Genomic DNA, 15,947 nt, shown 5'->3' with positions numbered 1-15,947 from the left:
GAAAAACCAGCAGAGCTGTTGGCTGTTGGGAAAGTTTTGCTATAGTAAAGTCCTGACCTCGCTGAAGATGCCCACGGATGACGACCGCAAAAGACAAACTTGAACAGCAACTTGCATTACTCAATCAGCAGTATCTGCAGCGATTGCAGTTGGAACTACCGCAGTTACAATTGCAATGTGAGTCGCTCATTGACAATCTGCAGTGGCGACCGCTGGTATCGCAGTTGTTGGCCAACTTTCACACCCTGGCCGGTTCTGCCGGCACTTTTGGCCTCTCTGAACTCGGCGCTTCGGCCAAAAAACTTGAACAGCAGTGTCAGGCCTGGTTGCAATCACAACAAGCACCGTCCGCATCGGATATTCAGCAGTTTCTGCAATTATTTCAGTTGTTACGTCAGCAAAAACAGCTGGTGGTGACTGAGTTTAAATTACCCATCGTCAATAAAGTTTCCGAAAAAAATACCACGCTGATTTATCTGTTAGAAGACGAAGGCGAAACGGCGCGGCATCTATGCCTGACGTTGGCGACTTTCGGCTATCAGGTGGAATGGTTCCAACAACCAAAGCAGCTGGAAATTGCCTTGGCGAAACAACAGCCGGATGCGCTGATTATCGACATCGAATTGCCGGGTGAAACCGAGTCCGGTCTGAATTTTATCAATCGCTTACAACAGGATGGCGCTCATCTGCCGCTGTTTGTGCTGACCAGCCACGACGATTTTGAGCATTATCTGCACGCCGTTCGCAGTGGGGCGTTGGGCTATTTTGTTAAACCACTGAATGCGTCGGCGCTGGAAGCCCGCTTGCAACGGATGCTGGCGTCCAGGCAACGTGATGCATTTCGGGTACTCATTGTCGATGACGACCAGTTGCTGGCGCAGCACTATGCGCTGGTGTTGGAAAATGCCGGTTTACGCGCCGAGATCCTGAACGATCCGGCGGAAATTTTTGCCGGTCTGCGCAAGTTTCACCCGGATGTGATTTTGCTGGACGTCAATATGCCACAGTGCACCGGGCCGGAACTGGCGCAGCTGATCCGGTTACAGGATGAATGGCTGGGGGTGCCGATTATTTATTTGTCATCGGAAACCGACAGCGAGCGGCAGTTAGAAGTATTGATCAAAGCCGGTGATGATTTCCTGACCAAACCGATCAGCGACAATGCGTTAATTGTGGCTATTTTTGCCAGAGCGCAGCGCGCACGGCAGCTGGCCGAAGTGATGACCAAAGACAGCCTGACCGGTTTATTACAGCATGCGCATATTAAAGAGCGGCTGGCCAGCGAGCTGGTGCGTAGTTTACGCCATCAGCAGCAGGTGAGTGTGGTGATGCTGGATATCGACCACTTTAAGAAGGTTAACGATAACTACGGCCATTTGACCGGCGATCAGGTGATTACCAGTCTTTCAAATTTATTGAAACAACAGCTGCGCAAAAGTGACATGATCGGCCGTTATGGCGGCGAAGAATTTTTGCTGGTATTGCCAGAATGTCCGGTAGAAAAAGCGCTGAAAATCGTCGAAAAAATGCGGGAAGCCTTTGCGCAGTTACCCTTTACCTTTGATGGCAGTAAATTCAACTGTACTTTTAGTGCTGGCATCGCCAGTGGTTTGGGCATGGAAGTGGCGGATCAGGTGATTGAACAGGCGGATCAAGCCTTGTATCAGGCTAAATCCGCCGGTCGCAATCAGGTGAAAATTTTTGTCGCTGGTTAATTCCAACAACCCCGAACCTTCAAGGATAACGGCTTTAGCGTCGTAGTAACCGGGAAATCGTCGACAACAGGTGCGGGATCGCCTGTTGGTTCTTCGACAACGTGGCGTCCACTTTGCTTTTTAACTCATCACTCAATTCGTCAGCAGACCAGATCAACACCGGCAAATGTTGATGATGTTCGGCAATCAGCGGTAATAACTCCCAGCCAGAACCATCCGGCAATCCGAGATCCAACACCACCAAATCAAAGGTTTCAGCCTGCAGCAACTGTGTTGCATGTTGCACTGTCGCAACGTGGGCGATGTCGGCATTGTCCGGCGTAAAATGGTTTAATAACGTGCTGAAGGTTGGGTCATCTTCCACATGCAGAATTTTCGGTCTGGGCGATGTCAGCAGCTGTTGCAGCGACGACAACAATTGCGGCGCGGTAATCGGTTTTTCCAGCCAGTCAAAGGCGGTAAAACCGCTAAAACTATGGCCATCTTGTTGCTTTTCAACCGAAATAACCAGGATCGGTAAATCTGCGGTTGCGGTATTTGCACGCAGCTCGTTAATTAATGCTGCCGCATGACCATCCGGTAAGTTTAAATCAAGGGTCATGGCGGCAAAACTACGTAGTGCCATGGCGCGCCTTGCGCTCGCCAGACTGTGCGCTGTGGTCACCAGATAACCGGTGGATTCCAGTAAAGCCCGGATAAAACCAGCGATCGATGGGTCGTCTTCCACCACTAAAATCGCGTTGCCATGTTGAATGGGTTCATTCGACTGTTTCTGGAAATGCAGCCGGAAACAGGTGCCGGTGGTGGCCGACGTTTCAAAACTAATCTTGCCGTCCATCCGCTCGGTCAACTCTTTGACAATGGCCAGACCAAGGCCGGTCCCATCTTTGCTGCGGGCATCAGCCGAATCGGCCTGCGAGAATTTTTCAAACATCCGGTGCTGAAACTCTTCACTGATGCCGGGGCCTTGATCCTGCACCGATACCACCACTTCCGTGTTGGTTTGCTCTAAAGCAACGGTAATTTTGGCGCCAGTCGGTGCAAATTTGGCGGCGTTGGACAATAAATTGGCCATGATCTGATGAAAACGCATTGGATCCAGCAATACAGCTGCGTCATCACTGGCGTGCAGATCGATGGTCGCCTGATATTTGTCAGCATAAGGTTGGTTGTGTTCGATGCTTTGTTTGAGTAAATCAAGCATCGAGCAGGAGGTAAAATCAAACTGCATTTTACCGGCAACCAGCTTATCAATATCGAGTAAATCGTTAATCAACTGACTGAGTTTATTACTGTTATCGACTGCAATATTCAACATGGTCTGCATTGGCATCGGCACTTGACCCAAGGCGCCACCGGCCATTAACCCCAGGGCACCAGAAATCGCCGTCAGCGGGGTCCGCAGTTCATGGCTGACCATCGACACAAACTGGGTTTTCATTTGTTCTATACGTTTATGTTCGGTGATGTCCTGAATAATCGACCAGGTTTGCAGCTGGCCGTTTATGCTTTCAATCTGTACGCCGCTTTGCACCACGGGTACTAAATGGCCATCGCGATGACGTAGTTCGGTTTCGACCGGACCATAACGCCCGGTATTGGTCAGCCGCTCAAATTCCTGTTGAATACATTGTTGCTGCCGTGCCGGCACAATGTTGGCAAACGACATCTGATCAATATATTGGCAGTCATAGCCGAGCATCCGGCCGAATTCCGGGTTGGCTTCGACAAAATTACCGCCAGGGTATTTGGTCAGCGCTATGGCCAATGGTGCCAGCTGATACAAGGACGATAATTTCTGCTCACTGGCACGCAGGCCGAGCATGGCTTCTTTTTGCGCTGTGATATCCCAGATAAAACCATCGATATAGAGCAGCTGATTATTTTGATCAAAAATGCCTCGCCCCAGTTCCTGTACCCAACGGATACTGCCATTGGCGTGCATGATGCGATACTCAGTGCTGAAACGGGCATGGTTGGCCAGCTCACGCTCAACAATGATCCGATTTTGTTCGGTGTCATCGGGATGGGTGATTTTGGTAAAGGTGGTGATTTTATTGCGGATAAAATTCTTCGCCGGGTAACCGGTCAGTTTTTCCACTTCGTCGCTGATAAACAGCATGGTCCAGTGCTGGTCGTTGATGCAGCGGTACACCACGCCCGGTAGGTTTTCCAGCATCGAACGATGGCGCTGTTCACTCAGCAGTAGCGCATGATGCAACTGTTCCAATTGCGTAATATCAATGGCGACACCGAGGTAACCCAGCACAGAACCATCATCGTTGCGCATCACGGATACACTGAGCCGGACTTGTTTTTGCTCACCATTTTTACAAACGTAGGTCCATTGTCTGGTTTCGCTGATCCCCTGACGGGCGCGAAACACAAAAGCGTCAAATCCCTGGATCTCTTGTTTATATTCAGCGCTTAACTGTTCTGAACGCCGGGCGATTTCTTCCGGATTATGAAAAATAGCCGGACTTTGGATACCCACTAATTCTTCTGCTTTGTAGCCCAGCATCCGCTCGGCACCGGTGTTAAATAACTGGATCACACCATGAATGTCAGTGGAAATCATCGCCACTTCGGACGAGGAGTCGATGGCAGCTTTGAGCCACGAACGGGTCGACAAAATCTCGGCTTCTTTCGCCATGTCGGTACTGATATCGCTGTGGGTACCAAACATCAGTTCCGGTTCACCTTGTTCGTTCCAACTGGTGACCCGGCCGACCGCATGGATCCAAACCCAGTGGCCGTGACTGTGTTTCATCCGGAATTTCACATCATAAAACGGCAGTTCACCGCGAAAATGCTGCTGCAGCATTAACACTGACGGCGGATAGTCGTCCGGATGCAGTAACGTCTCCCACAGCGCAATGGTGGTGTGTTTTTCCGGTGGTAACCCCAGCATACTAAACCAGCGATGGTTGTAATAAGTGCGACCGCTGGCGATATTCCATTCCCAGGTGCCGAGGTTGGTGCCCTGAATAATGGCGTCCAATCGGTCGCGTTCATGCTTAGTTTTTTGCTGTTGCTGGTGATTATCGGTGATATCGCTGGCGACGATAATAATGTGCTCATAGCGGCCATTTGGCGATTTTTGCGGTACAAAACAGCTATTAAACACCCGGCCAGCGCGTGGTTGGGCGACAAAATCGATTTGTTCGCCTTGTAATACTTTTTGCAGGCTTGGTTCCAGCTCGTCAAAAGCCTCCTGTCCAAACACCTCGGCAATGCTGCGGCCGATAGCTGCCTGAGTGTCGATGCCAAACCAGTCGGCATATTTCTGATTGCAAAACACATAGCGGAACTGGCGGTCGACTTGGCCGATTAACACCGGTACATGTTCAGTGACTGTTGTTAAGGTTTGTTGCTGCTCGAGGCTGTTGATGGCAATCAAGCGGTTTTGCATCAGGGTGACGGCTTGGGCGGACAATAATCGCAGCGCTTCTAACTGCTGCGACGTCAGTTGCCGTGGCACCGAATCAACCACACACAGGGTGCCAAGCGCGATGTCGTCGTTGATACGCAGCGGCGCACCGGCATAAAAGCGGATACCATTGTCTTTTTGCACGGCCGGGTGGTCGGCAAAACGTGGATCATTATAAGTGTCCGGGACGTAGGTCAGCTGACCGGGCGTCAGAATAGCGTGCGCACAAAAGGCGTCTTCTCTGGTGGTCTGTGGTACATCAATGTTAATACTGGATTTAAACCATTGCCGATCGATGTCGATGAGGCTTAAGGCAGATGTCGGCGCATCGCAGATCAGACAAGCTAATCTATTGAGCGCTTCGAAGGCGGGCTCATGCAATGAATCGAGAATTTGTAACTGGTACAACGCCTGCAAGCGTTGCGCTTCATTTGATGGTAAAGCAGGCTTCATCAGCGACACGGACACTCAGAGATAAGTGAATTGAGTGTACGCTGAAATTTGCAGTCAGGCAGCCCGAAACTAAAAAAAACTAGGGTGTGGTTACAGGAACAGTCGTGTCGGCAGTTTTTACCCGTTGATCCAGCCGTTGCCGCGCCAGATTTTTTTCATGTTGTTGCTTAATTCGCAGTAATGCCGCATACAACTGCGCCGAATTAAACGGCCGCGCCGGGTCAATTAAATCGCTGATATCGACTGCTGCCTGTTGCTGCACTTCTAACAACAATGACAAATGATTGCTACGGATAAGCTCAGCGCGCATATCCTGATCTTCATTGCCGTCGCTGATGCTGTAGCTTTTCATCAGTAAATCGATGGTGTCGATTTGCGATTGTTGGGTCTGTGCCAGTTGTTCGGTGTGTTGGGTTTGTTGCTTCTCTAACCACTGTTGTTGCAGTGCGGTCAGACTCTCCATATGCCAGGTGTAAAACAGCATCGAAGCAGAAGAAAGGCCCAGGGCAAAACCCCAGATAAACGTAAATTGTGCCCGAGTGATCATGAAAACCTACTTTATCCGACTGACAGCGCTTTAAACCAACAAGGTGGCGGCTGCAAAAAAGTAGTTATCATCCGGTGCCGGCTGCAGGCTGTCAACCCGCTTTAGCGCCGCAAGTGGCCGATTGCCGGAATTGTCAGCATTGCGGATGTTTGGCTGCTTGGCTTCCAAGGCTTAGGCTTAGCTTCACGCAAGGCTCAGACAAGACCCAAGCTAAAGGCGGTTACTGCTAAACCGGTTCTGTGGTGTATTGACCACCGATTCGCCCTGCGTCAACACGCTGGTGCGCGGGCGATCGGTTTTGAGTTTTGGACCCAGCAGCTGTTCAATCCGCTGTAACAAGGTCAGAATTTCGGTGTTGTGGTGGTGGAACTCTTTGCGCTGGTGTTCGCTGAAGTGACCTTGCTGGAATAAGTCGTCCGCTTCGATGTTCTGTACTGCGATGCGACTGGCTCTGGCTTCCGTGACCAAATCTGTCAGCTTGATAGAGATAATGATTAAAGTTGTGGCAATCACCGACAACACCACGATCAGAAAAACGGTTAATAACTGCATCATGCACCATCCATTGGCAAACCCAAAATAGGGATAACTACTTTATAGCATGCTTTTATAAAGTGGGGCAATCCGTGCAACGTCCATTGACATGGAAGTCGGGATTAACTGTTAGGCTTGGCTTTTTTATGTGGCTTTTTAAATGCGCCATGTTATGCCGGACGCCAGCGCGTCGCGATGTAAAAAATGGCACCGACCAGCAACAGTGCGGCGGTGAGCAGCACCGCGTCCAGTTTGACCTGCCATACCAACCAACCACAAGCCAGTAAACCTAAACCTGGGATCAAATAAGCGCCCGGCAAAATAAAACTGCTGCTGCTTTGCAGGCGTGGTCGTAACTTTGGAATAGCGCCGCAGCACAAGCCGTACAACAAAGCGCGGATCAATACCGTGGCGCTCGCCAGATAAATAAAGGAGCCAAAGGCTGCCAGTAAAAATGCCAGCGCGCCAAAAAATACAATGGCATTGGCCGGTGTCAGAAACTTCGGATGCACCCGGCCAAACCAGGCCGGTAAACTGCCTTCGCGTGCCAGCGCATAGCTGACTCGCGGTGTGGAAAACATCGCGCCAAGCAAGTTGGCACCGACCGAACAAATCACCCCAAACATCAACATAGCCGCGCCAACAGGACCACCGAGCACTGCGGCCACATCCAGTAACGGCGTGGTCGAACTGGCAATCGCCGGCACCGTGACCATGCAAACCCATTGCACCAGCATATACAATACCGTCACCATGCCAAGCCCGAGCAGCAACGCTTTGGGAATATCGCGCTGCGGATTTTTTGCTTCTCCGGCTGGGACTACAGCCGATTCAAAACCGACAAAGGCGTACACCAGCAATAAGGTGGCGGCACCTAAATCCAGCTGCAGCTGTGGGTCATGTATGAATATGGCCGGAACGTTTAGCGGTTGAACTTGCCAGAAGTGCCAGACACCGGCGCCGATGAGTAACAACAACACACCAAACTTGGCCAGCGTCAACCAGCCTAAGGTGCGGATGGATTGTAGGGCGCCAGTGACGTTGAGACAGCTAAAACCGGCACAGACCGCAGCTAAAATGAATGTGCGCCACAGCTGATCGCGGGCAGCAGGCCAAAAATATCCGATGCTGTCGACCAGTAACGCACTGTTGGCGGCCACCGACACCACCCGCGCCAGATAATATAACCAGCCGGCCTGAAAACCGGCGGCGCGGCCAAAAGCAGTACCGACATACCTTACCGGCCCGCCGGTACCGTTAAAATAACTGGCCAGTTCGGCAAAACATAACAGGATGGGGAGCATCAACAAGGCGCAGCCCAAAAACACCCACAGGCTGTAGTCACCGGCTAACCTTGCTGCGCCACCGGCCAAGCCAAAAATACCGGCGCCGACCAGACCATTCACCACCAGTAACCACATGCCCCAAAGTCCCAGGCTACGTACCAGCGGTTCGGTTTCGGCGGGGTTGTTTGAGGTGTTTGCGGTGCTGCTGGCTGAATCGGGCGTTTGCATCATAATCCTGCGGTGGACGGGTCTGTCTGGACCACCATAAAACGAAACTGTTATTGTGGACAAGTAAGTTGTCGACAAGTAAGTGACGGACAATAACTTGAAGATAATAACTAAAAATAACAAGATGATTTTACGGGGTTAAATTTCAATTTTTGACAATAGCCAGCGCTGACGTTGCAAACAACGCCCGGCGCGGGTCAATCCAGCGTATAGTGGGACGGCTAACAACTCCGTTGGCTTTTTCAGGTGTTCGATGCAACGTATTCAATCGCTGTTTTTTTGGTTAATTGGGCTGACGAAGAAGTATGCTGGCCTGGTCGCGTTGTTTGGCTTTATCACTGGCTTAGTCAGTTTGTGGTTAGTAGAAAAACGGGAACATTTCGCGCAGTTTTTTGCGGTGTTGATGTTAGCCAGCTGGTTGTGGCTGATGGCCGAACACTGGTTGCGCGCCGGTTTACTCAGTCGTTTTGGGGTCAGTGTTTCCGAAGATTTAACCCGCTTTGTCACCCAGTTATTGCATCAGGAAAGTTTGTTTTTTGCCTTGCCATTTTTTCTGGCGGCCACCCACTGGGATCAACCGCAGGCGTTATTTACCGCCTTGTTGCTGGGCTGCGCTTTAGTCGCGGTGATTGATCCGGTGTACAACAATGTGTTGGCCAAACGCCGGGCGCTGTTTCTGGCGTTTCACAGTTTTGCGTTATTTGCGGTGTTGATGGTGGTGTTGCCACTTTTGTTTTTCTTAACCACCAGTCAAAGTTTGCAATTATCGCTGGTCATCGCGGTGGTGCTGAGTATTCCGAGTATGCGGCCGTTATTGTCCAACGCCGGGTTTTGGCGTTTGCCACTCCTGTTGGTATTGTTGAGCGTGCTGGCGGGGGGCATTTGGCTGGCGCGCAGTCTGGTACCGGCGCCGGTACTTCGCTTAAGTGAAATTCAGCTGAGTCAGCATGTGGATTACACCCAGCGCTCACCAGGGGACAATATCGAAACCATTGATGTCGCGGCGTTACAGCAGTTGGGTTTATACGCCTTTACCTCAGTGCAGGCGCCGCGCGGCCTGAAAGAGCAGATTTACCATCAGTGGATCCATCACGGTGGTGAAGTGGAGCAAATTGCGCTGGATATTCAGGGTGGTCGCAAAGAAGGGTATCGCGCCTGGACCCGCAAACAACAATTTCCGGAAAACCCAGTCGGCAATTGGCAAATCAGGGTCGTGACCGATTCGGGGCAATTGATTGGTAGTACCCGCTTTAAAGTGACGGCAGTTGCTGCGGCACCAGCAGCAACACCAACCGAAACACCGGCAAAAACGCCAACAGCAACGCCAGCATCAACGCCGTAGCAGCTGCCCGCGTTGATGTAGGCCAATCGCCGCTAAAATCAGCACCATGCCGAGGATTTGCAGCGGTGCTAGTTTGAGATCGTAATACCAGAGATCAATCAGCACCGCGACCAGCGGGTAAATAAACGACAGCAGCGCAATGCTGCTGACCGGCAAGCGCTGAAAGGCGCTATACATCAGGTTGTACATCAGCGCGGTGTGCATTAACCCCAGCATTAAAATCGGCACTAGCTGTGGCAGCGCCAGTTCCGTGAGCATGGTTTTGGGAAAGGGTAATAAAATCAGCACCCCGAGCATCATTTGCAGACCGGCAATTTGCGCCGGTGGCACGCCGGTCAGCTGGCGGGTGGTTAACGTGGCCACGGCGTACAAAGCGGCGGCGATGGCGGCCAGACCAACTCCCAACCAGATTTGTTCGCCGGAGCTGCTCAGATCCAGGCCGGTGGTCAGCGCCACGCCACAAAATGCCAGTAATAACAACATCCATTGGCTTGCTGCTATCGCCTGTCGTTGACTGACCGCGACTATTAACAGCAGAAAAAATGGTTGGGTGTGGTACACCAGGGGTGCAATCGAAATACTGCTCAGATGATAAGCGCCAAACAGACAAAACCAGTTCGCGACCAGCGCCAAACCACCTAACAGCAGCCAACCGCTATTGGCCCGACTGAGTTTTTGCCATTGCCGCCGCCAACTTAAATACGCCAGTAATGCACTGCCGCCAATCAGGCAACGCCAAAACACCACTGTGGTGTTGTCCTGACCACTTTCCACCACAAATAAGCCGATGGTGCCGGACATCAGCATAGCCAGAATCATGCGCCACAAACCTGGCCAGTCGGCTTGTTTTGCTGGCAACGGGGTGGTGTTGGAGGTTGATGAGGTCATTGGTATGCTGCCGACAAAAAATTTACTACCGATAGCCGGAGTCTAAGTCGTCCAGGCTAGTCAGCGCAAACTCTTAAACCAGCTGCTGATATTTCTGCACCAGGGTGTTTTTGGCATTCTCAGCATGCAATTGCTGCTGCTCTTGCTTGGTTCGACGCTCCAGATCCTGAGCGATCAGCTCTTCCATCATTTTGGTCATGGCGGCAATTTTGTTGTCGATTTGTGTCAGTTGCTGCGCGCCTTTTGGGTTGGTGTCGACTTGTTCCGCTAAGGCATCCCGCTGTTGTTGCAGCTTTTCGATTTCAGCTTTGATTTCATCGAGTTTTTTCTTATCGAGGCCAATCCGTTTGGCAATCAACTGTTCCAGCATCTGATTGATAAAACTTTCGTTTTGCTGAGAGGTGGATTGGTCTGATGCTGATTGATCAGCGCCGGACTGAGCTGAAGTGCTCGACGTGGTAGAAGTGGCGGAATTTGCCGCCTGCGCATCGGCGACAGCGGCAGCTTGTTGCCGCTGAAACTCAATGTCTTTGGCCTCGTCCGCCGGAGCCGTGAATTGCATTAGATAGTGGTGGCCGGTTAATCCTGCAATATTCATCGTCTGCTCCCTCGTTGCAATTTGCATCAGCGACTGCGATACGCAACCCGCGTTCGCAGCAACCTCTGACTTCGGCAGACAAGTAGCAAATTTCGAACCAACTGCAACTCCAGCAGCCGCAATAGCTACATCTGCATCAGCTGCGTAAACTTTTCAGCGTGGCAAAACCTTGGGTGATGGTAGCAACAGGATCCTTGGCCGCATCATGTTCAATAAAGGGGTGCTGCAAACCTGCCACATCGGATTTGGCAAAAATAGCTTTGAAATCAATAGTGCCTTTGCCGACATCGGCAAAATTACCGGCGCTGTCCATGTCTTTGACATGCCACAGCGGGAAACGCCCCGGATGTTTGGCAAAATAGGCCAGTGGATCACGCTTGGCCTTGATGGTCCAGAACAAGTCCAGTTCCATCGTGACATAACGTGGATCGGTTTGTGCCAGCAGCACATCGTAAGGTACCTGATTGTCGGTCAGCTGGAATTCAAAATCATGGTTATGGTACGCGAATTTCAGCCCGGCTTTATGCAGCGCTTCACCAATCTGGTTAAAACGCGCCGCCAGTTTTTGATAAGTAACTATGCTGGTGCCACGTTGCTGTTCGGTCAGATAAGGGATCACCACATACTGATGACCCATGGTCAGCGCCGCTTCGATAATCGCATCGGTGCCATTATCAAAAGCTTCTATCGGCAGATGGCAGGACGGTGCGGTTAACCCTTCACCATCGAGCATGGCGCGTAAATCTTTTGGTTTGTGCTCAAAATAACCGGCAAATTCCAGTTCTTGATAACCGACTTTCGCCACTAGCTTCAGCGTTTTGGCGACATTTTCGGCCATTAAATCGCGTACTGTGTACAGCTGCAGACCAGTTTTACCCACGCGTTTGCCGACTGTTGCGGCGTTATCCGCCGTCAGCGCAAATGCCGGATTAGAGAACAGTGGTGAAGACAACAAGGCCGCGCCAGCTAAACCAGCGGCACCAAAACCCAAAAATTGCCGGCGGCTGAGGCTTGAAGTGGCAATGGGTGACGACGTTTTTTGCAAGGCAGTAAGCACGGACGTATTGCGGTGCTCAGTGAATAAAGACGGACGTTTTGGATCAGACATCTTGTTCTCCTTTCTGTGATAGCGCGACGGTGACGGGTGCCGGGCCAGTACTGGCTCTGAGCACTAGTTCAAAAGGTAAAATGACTTTTGGCGCCTTGGTCAGGCGGCCTTGTAAAATATCAACCAACAAATTCACTGCTGTGCTACCAAATTCTTCAGCGGGCTGAGCAATGGTGGTCAGCGGTGGATCACAATAAGCGGCAAAGGAAATATCATCAAAACCGGCAACTGACAGATCTTCTGGAATGCGCAGGCCACTTTGTTTTACCCGTTGCACCACCCCGATTGCCATTTCGTCGTTTTCGCAGAAAATCGCCGTCGGAGGATGGGGCAGGGCCAGCAAGGTGGCGGCGGCTTTATGGCCGGATTGCAGGCTGAAATTGCCGGGGCATAACAGCTGTTCGTCAAAGGCAATGCCGGCTGCGGTTAACGCGTCTTGATAACCGGCGAGCCGGTCGCGGGTCAGCGGGCTGCGCTGCGGGCCTTTGACCATCGCAATACGCCGGTGACCAAGCTTGATTAAATGTTCAGTCATACAGCGGGCGGCGGCACGGTTATCCAGCATCACGGTGGGAAAACGTTGTTGGTCCAGCACTTCACAGGCATTGACCATCGGCAACATGCTTTGATCATCGGTCACTTCACCAAACGGATTATGCGCCCGCAACTGGATCAAACCATCGGCCTGCGAGGTTTGCACCATTTTGGCGTAGCTTGACTCTATTTCTTGATCGCCCTGGGTATTGGCCAGCAGCAGCGAATAGCCTTTTTCGGCGGCCGCTTGTTGCATGCCACTGATCACGCGCGCAAAAAACACGTTGGCGACTGTTGGTACCAACACCACCAGATTGTGCGTTTTGCCGGAGCGAAATTTGACCGCCATTAAATTTGGTTTATAGCCGACTTCCTCCACTGCTGCTAAGACTTTGGCTTTGGTTTTGGCGGAGACTAAATCCGGTTGTTGCAGCGCGCGGGAGACGGTCGCGACCGATACTCCGGCAAGCTCTGCTACGGCACGAATATTCGACATGCAGGTCCCTAAGTTGAAATATGCGTTAAATGGAATTCTGGACGCGTCCGGTTACCTATGGGATGTAACCGGTATCATCATTTAGCTTAATCATACCTGAGTCAAAGCTGATTGCTAGTCAGTAGGGCTGGTTTTTTGCTGATATTGCACAATAATAAAGCGTTTGATGGACGTTCTCTGTGCAAAAAGGGGTCTGAACCGTGCTGGGTTAGCGCATTTCTGGCGCATTTTTGCCCGATATTGGTCGTTTTTGCGATAATCTAGGTTGACATCCATAAATGTAATCCGTTACATTTTTTGCAAAGGGCATCAGTGCTAGCTTTTTTTTGCCCCCTCTCTTAAACGATTAAATTGCTGTTAGCAGCAGGAGCCCGTTGCATGGCGAAATTAGCGAAAATCCGCTTTGGCATGATTGGTGGTGGTGAAGGTGCCTTTATTGGCGCAGTCCACCGCCACGCTGCGGCGCTGGATGGTCAGTTTGAACTGGTCTGCGGCGCGTTTAGCCGCGATGCCACCAACAATCAAAGCACCGGCGACACACTGGGCATCGACGATGCGCGCCTTTACAGCAGCTGGCAGCAGTTATTGCAGGTTGAAGCCAGTTTGCCTGCGGATCAGCGGATGGAAATGCTGGTGATTGTCACGCCGAATCAACTGCATGTGCCGATTAGCCGTGCCGCTATCGCCGCCGGTTTTCATGTGTTTTGTGAAAAACCAGCTGGCATCAATTTACCGGAAACCCAAACTTTAGCTGCCGATCTGGCCAATACCGACCGTTTATACGGTCTGGCCCATACTTATCTGGGTTACCCGATGGTGTGGCAGGCGCGGCAACTGGTGCAAAGTGGCCAGCTGGGGACTTTGCGCAAAATTTTTGTCGAATATCCACAAGGCTGGCTAACTGAAGATTTGGAAGCAGCTTCGAATAAACAAGCGAGCTGGCGTACCGATCCAAGTCAGGCCGGCAACAGCGGTTGTATGGCCGACATTGGTACCCATACCTTCGGCCTCGCGGAATTTATCAGTCAGCAACAAATCACTGAAATCTGCGCTGAGCTAAAAAGCCATGTCAGCGGACGGCGGCTGGACGATGACGGCGCGGCGTTATTTCGCACCAATGGCGGGGCCAGCGGTGTGCTGATCGCCAGTCAGATCTGTGCCGGTGAAGAAAACGCTTTGAAGATCCGGTTGTATGGCGACAAAGGTGGTTTGGAATGGCAGCAAATGGAGCCAAATACCATTATTTTGCGACCGCACGGCGCGCCGGTGCAGGTGCTGCGTGCGGGTAAAGGTCAGCCAGGTCTTGGTATTGAAGCTTTAAGACGATGCCGCTTACCAGCCGGTCATCCGGAAGGTTATCTGGAAGCGATGGCCAATTTATACAGCGATTTTGCAGTAGCTATTCGTCGTGGTGAACGTGGCACGCCAACCGGAGTGCCGGGCATTGCTGCGGGTCTTCGGGGCATGGCGTTTATCGATACCATTAGTTCAAGCGGCCAGTCTGACGCGAAGTGGCTGCAGATCCCGAATACTTAGCAGGCATTCATTTCGAATTGATATCTGAACATTTTGATCAAAGGACACACCATGACGATAGCAATAAGCAGCATTCAAGGACCAGCGATTTTTCTGGCGCAGTTTATGGGCGAATTTCCGGCCAAACCGCAGGATCATGAACTGAGCCGTCTGACGCGGATGGTGCAATGGGCGGCTAGCTTAGGCTATCGCGGCGTGCAAATGCCGACCAACGACGCCAGCTTATTCGATTTAGAGCAAGCGGCACACAATGAAGCTTACGTGGCGCAAGTGCTGGCGATTTGTAGCAAAGCGGGTGTGCGAATCACTGAATTGTCGACCCATTTACAAGGTCAGCTGGTGGCAGCGCATCCGGCTTACGATGAGTTATTTGATAACTTCGCCCCCGAAGCGCTACGCGGTAAACCTCTTGCGCGTACCGAATGGGCGGTGGCACAGCTGAAACTTGCGGCCAAAGCCAGTCAGAATTTAGGCTTAACCGCCCATGCGACTTTTTCCGGGGCGTTATTGTGGCATCTGGTGTACCCATGGCCACAACGTCCGGCCGGATTGGTAGAACAAGGTTTTGCCGAGTTAGCCAAGCGCTGGTTGCCGATCCTTGATGCATTTGATGAAGCTGGGGTCGATGTTTGTTATGAAATTCACCCGGGCGAAGATTTGCATGATGGCGCCACTTTTGAGCGTTTTTTGCAGGCAGTAAACCAACATCCGCGCGCCAATATTTTGTTTGATCCCAGCCATTTTGTATTGCAACAACTTGATTATCTGGCCTTTATCGATTTGTACCATCCCAGGATCAAAATGTTCCATGTCAAGGATGCCGAATTTAACCCAAATGGCCGCGCAGGAGTTTATGGCGGTTATCAGGACTGGCAGGACAGGCCGGGTCGGTTTCGCTCCTTAGGCGATGGACAAGTTGATTTTAAAGCCATTTTCAGCAAATTCACTCAATACGGATTTAGTGGTTGGGCAGTGCTCGAGTGGGAATGTTGTTTAAAAGATTCAGCGCAAGGTGCCGCCGAAGGCGCGCCTTTTATCAGCGCACATTTGATCAACAAAGCAGCTCGCGCCTTTGACGATTTCGCCGGAGCCGCCACCGATGCAGCGCGCAACCGTCGGATTTTAGGGTTGGAATAAAGGTAAAAACACTGTGTGATAAATTTGCAATCGGATTGTGGCGTACTGCCGCTGACGCGGCGAGTAGCGCCCTACGAGAATAAAGTACGTTTCAATGATTGTTTAAAAAGCAAAC

Annotated in this window: 12 protein-coding genes; 4 read left to right on the top strand and 8 right to left on the bottom strand. The window is 51.4% G+C overall.

Translation table 11 applies throughout. The features are described 5' to 3' along the window. The first annotated feature begins 77 nt into the window (after positions 1-77). Positions 78-1,715: a diguanylate cyclase gene (locus EOE67_RS19090; RefSeq protein ID WP_127700977.1), complete on the top strand. Its 1,638-nt coding sequence runs from the start codon at positions 78-80 to the stop codon at positions 1,713-1,715. Positions 1,716-1,749: 34 nt separating this feature from the next. Here EOE67_RS19090 and EOE67_RS19085 read toward each other — a convergent pair whose 3' ends face one another. The 4 genes from EOE67_RS19085 to EOE67_RS19070 form a co-directional block, all read right to left on the bottom strand. Further along, the gene (locus EOE67_RS19085) at positions 1,750-5,598 is read right to left on the bottom strand and encodes a PAS domain S-box protein (RefSeq protein WP_164852438.1); all 3,849 of its coding nucleotides are present in this window, start codon (positions 5,596-5,598) and stop codon (positions 1,750-1,752) included. Between the two features lie 79 nt (positions 5,599-5,677). Continuing rightward, the gene (locus EOE67_RS19080; RefSeq protein WP_127700973.1) at positions 5,678-6,145 is read right to left on the bottom strand and encodes a hypothetical protein; all 468 of its coding nucleotides are present in this window, start codon (positions 6,143-6,145) and stop codon (positions 5,678-5,680) included. Between the two features lie 210 nt (positions 6,146-6,355). After that, positions 6,356-6,700 carry a hypothetical protein gene (locus tag EOE67_RS19075; protein ID WP_127700971.1) on the bottom strand — a complete coding sequence of 115 codons (345 nt, stop codon included), beginning with the start codon at positions 6,698-6,700 and terminating at the stop codon, positions 6,356-6,358. A gap of 149 nt (positions 6,701-6,849) precedes the next feature. Next, complete coding sequence (locus EOE67_RS19070; RefSeq protein ID WP_127700969.1) at positions 6,850-8,193, bottom strand: APC family permease; 1,344 nt, start codon at positions 8,191-8,193, stop codon at positions 6,850-6,852. 253 nt (positions 8,194-8,446) lie between these two features. On the opposite strand from EOE67_RS19070, the gene EOE67_RS19065 reads away from it, so the two are divergent. After that, positions 8,447-9,535, top strand: coding sequence for a DUF5924 family protein (locus tag EOE67_RS19065; RefSeq protein ID WP_127700967.1), 1,089 nt, complete (start codon positions 8,447-8,449; stop codon positions 9,533-9,535). Here the strand turns inward: EOE67_RS19065 and EOE67_RS19060 are convergent. The 4 genes from EOE67_RS19060 to EOE67_RS19045 form a co-directional block, all read right to left on the bottom strand. Next, entirely contained in the window at positions 9,524-10,423 is a 900-nt protein-coding gene (locus EOE67_RS19060) for a DMT family transporter (RefSeq protein WP_206099669.1), read from the bottom strand. The two genes, EOE67_RS19065 and EOE67_RS19060, sit on opposite strands and share 12 nt — an antisense overlap. 73 nt (positions 10,424-10,496) lie before the next feature. After that, the gene (locus EOE67_RS19055; protein ID WP_127700965.1) at positions 10,497-11,021 is read right to left on the bottom strand and encodes a hypothetical protein; all 525 of its coding nucleotides are present in this window, start codon (positions 11,019-11,021) and stop codon (positions 10,497-10,499) included. 136 nt (positions 11,022-11,157) lie between these two features. Continuing rightward, positions 11,158-12,129: a sugar phosphate isomerase/epimerase family protein gene (locus EOE67_RS19050; RefSeq protein WP_127700963.1), complete on the bottom strand. Its 972-nt coding sequence runs from the start codon at positions 12,127-12,129 to the stop codon at positions 11,158-11,160. Beyond that, positions 12,122-13,159 carry a LacI family DNA-binding transcriptional regulator gene (locus tag EOE67_RS19045; protein WP_127700961.1) on the bottom strand — a complete coding sequence of 346 codons (1,038 nt, stop codon included), beginning with the start codon at positions 13,157-13,159 and terminating at the stop codon, positions 12,122-12,124. The genes EOE67_RS19050 and EOE67_RS19045 overlap by 8 nt, the downstream gene beginning before the upstream one ends. A gap of 378 nt (positions 13,160-13,537) precedes the next feature. On the opposite strand from EOE67_RS19045, the gene EOE67_RS19040 reads away from it, so the two are divergent. Together EOE67_RS19040 and EOE67_RS19035 are read left to right on the top strand one after the other, a co-directional pair. Then, on the top strand, positions 13,538-14,695 hold the full coding sequence (locus EOE67_RS19040) for a Gfo/Idh/MocA family protein (RefSeq protein WP_127700959.1): 1,158 nt from the start codon (positions 13,538-13,540) through the stop codon (positions 14,693-14,695). Between the two features lie 51 nt (positions 14,696-14,746). Then, on the top strand, positions 14,747-15,832 hold the full coding sequence (locus EOE67_RS19035; protein ID WP_240652882.1) for a sugar phosphate isomerase/epimerase family protein: 1,086 nt from the start codon (positions 14,747-14,749) through the stop codon (positions 15,830-15,832). Positions 15,833-15,947: the final 115 nt, after the last annotated feature.

The sequence above is a fragment of the Rheinheimera riviphila genome (assembly GCF_004005945.1).
Classification (GTDB): domain Bacteria; phylum Pseudomonadota; class Gammaproteobacteria; order Enterobacterales; family Alteromonadaceae; genus Pararheinheimera; species Pararheinheimera riviphila.
Note: the sequence above shows the minus strand (reverse complement) of the source record. Positions and strands in the feature narration are given on the sequence as shown.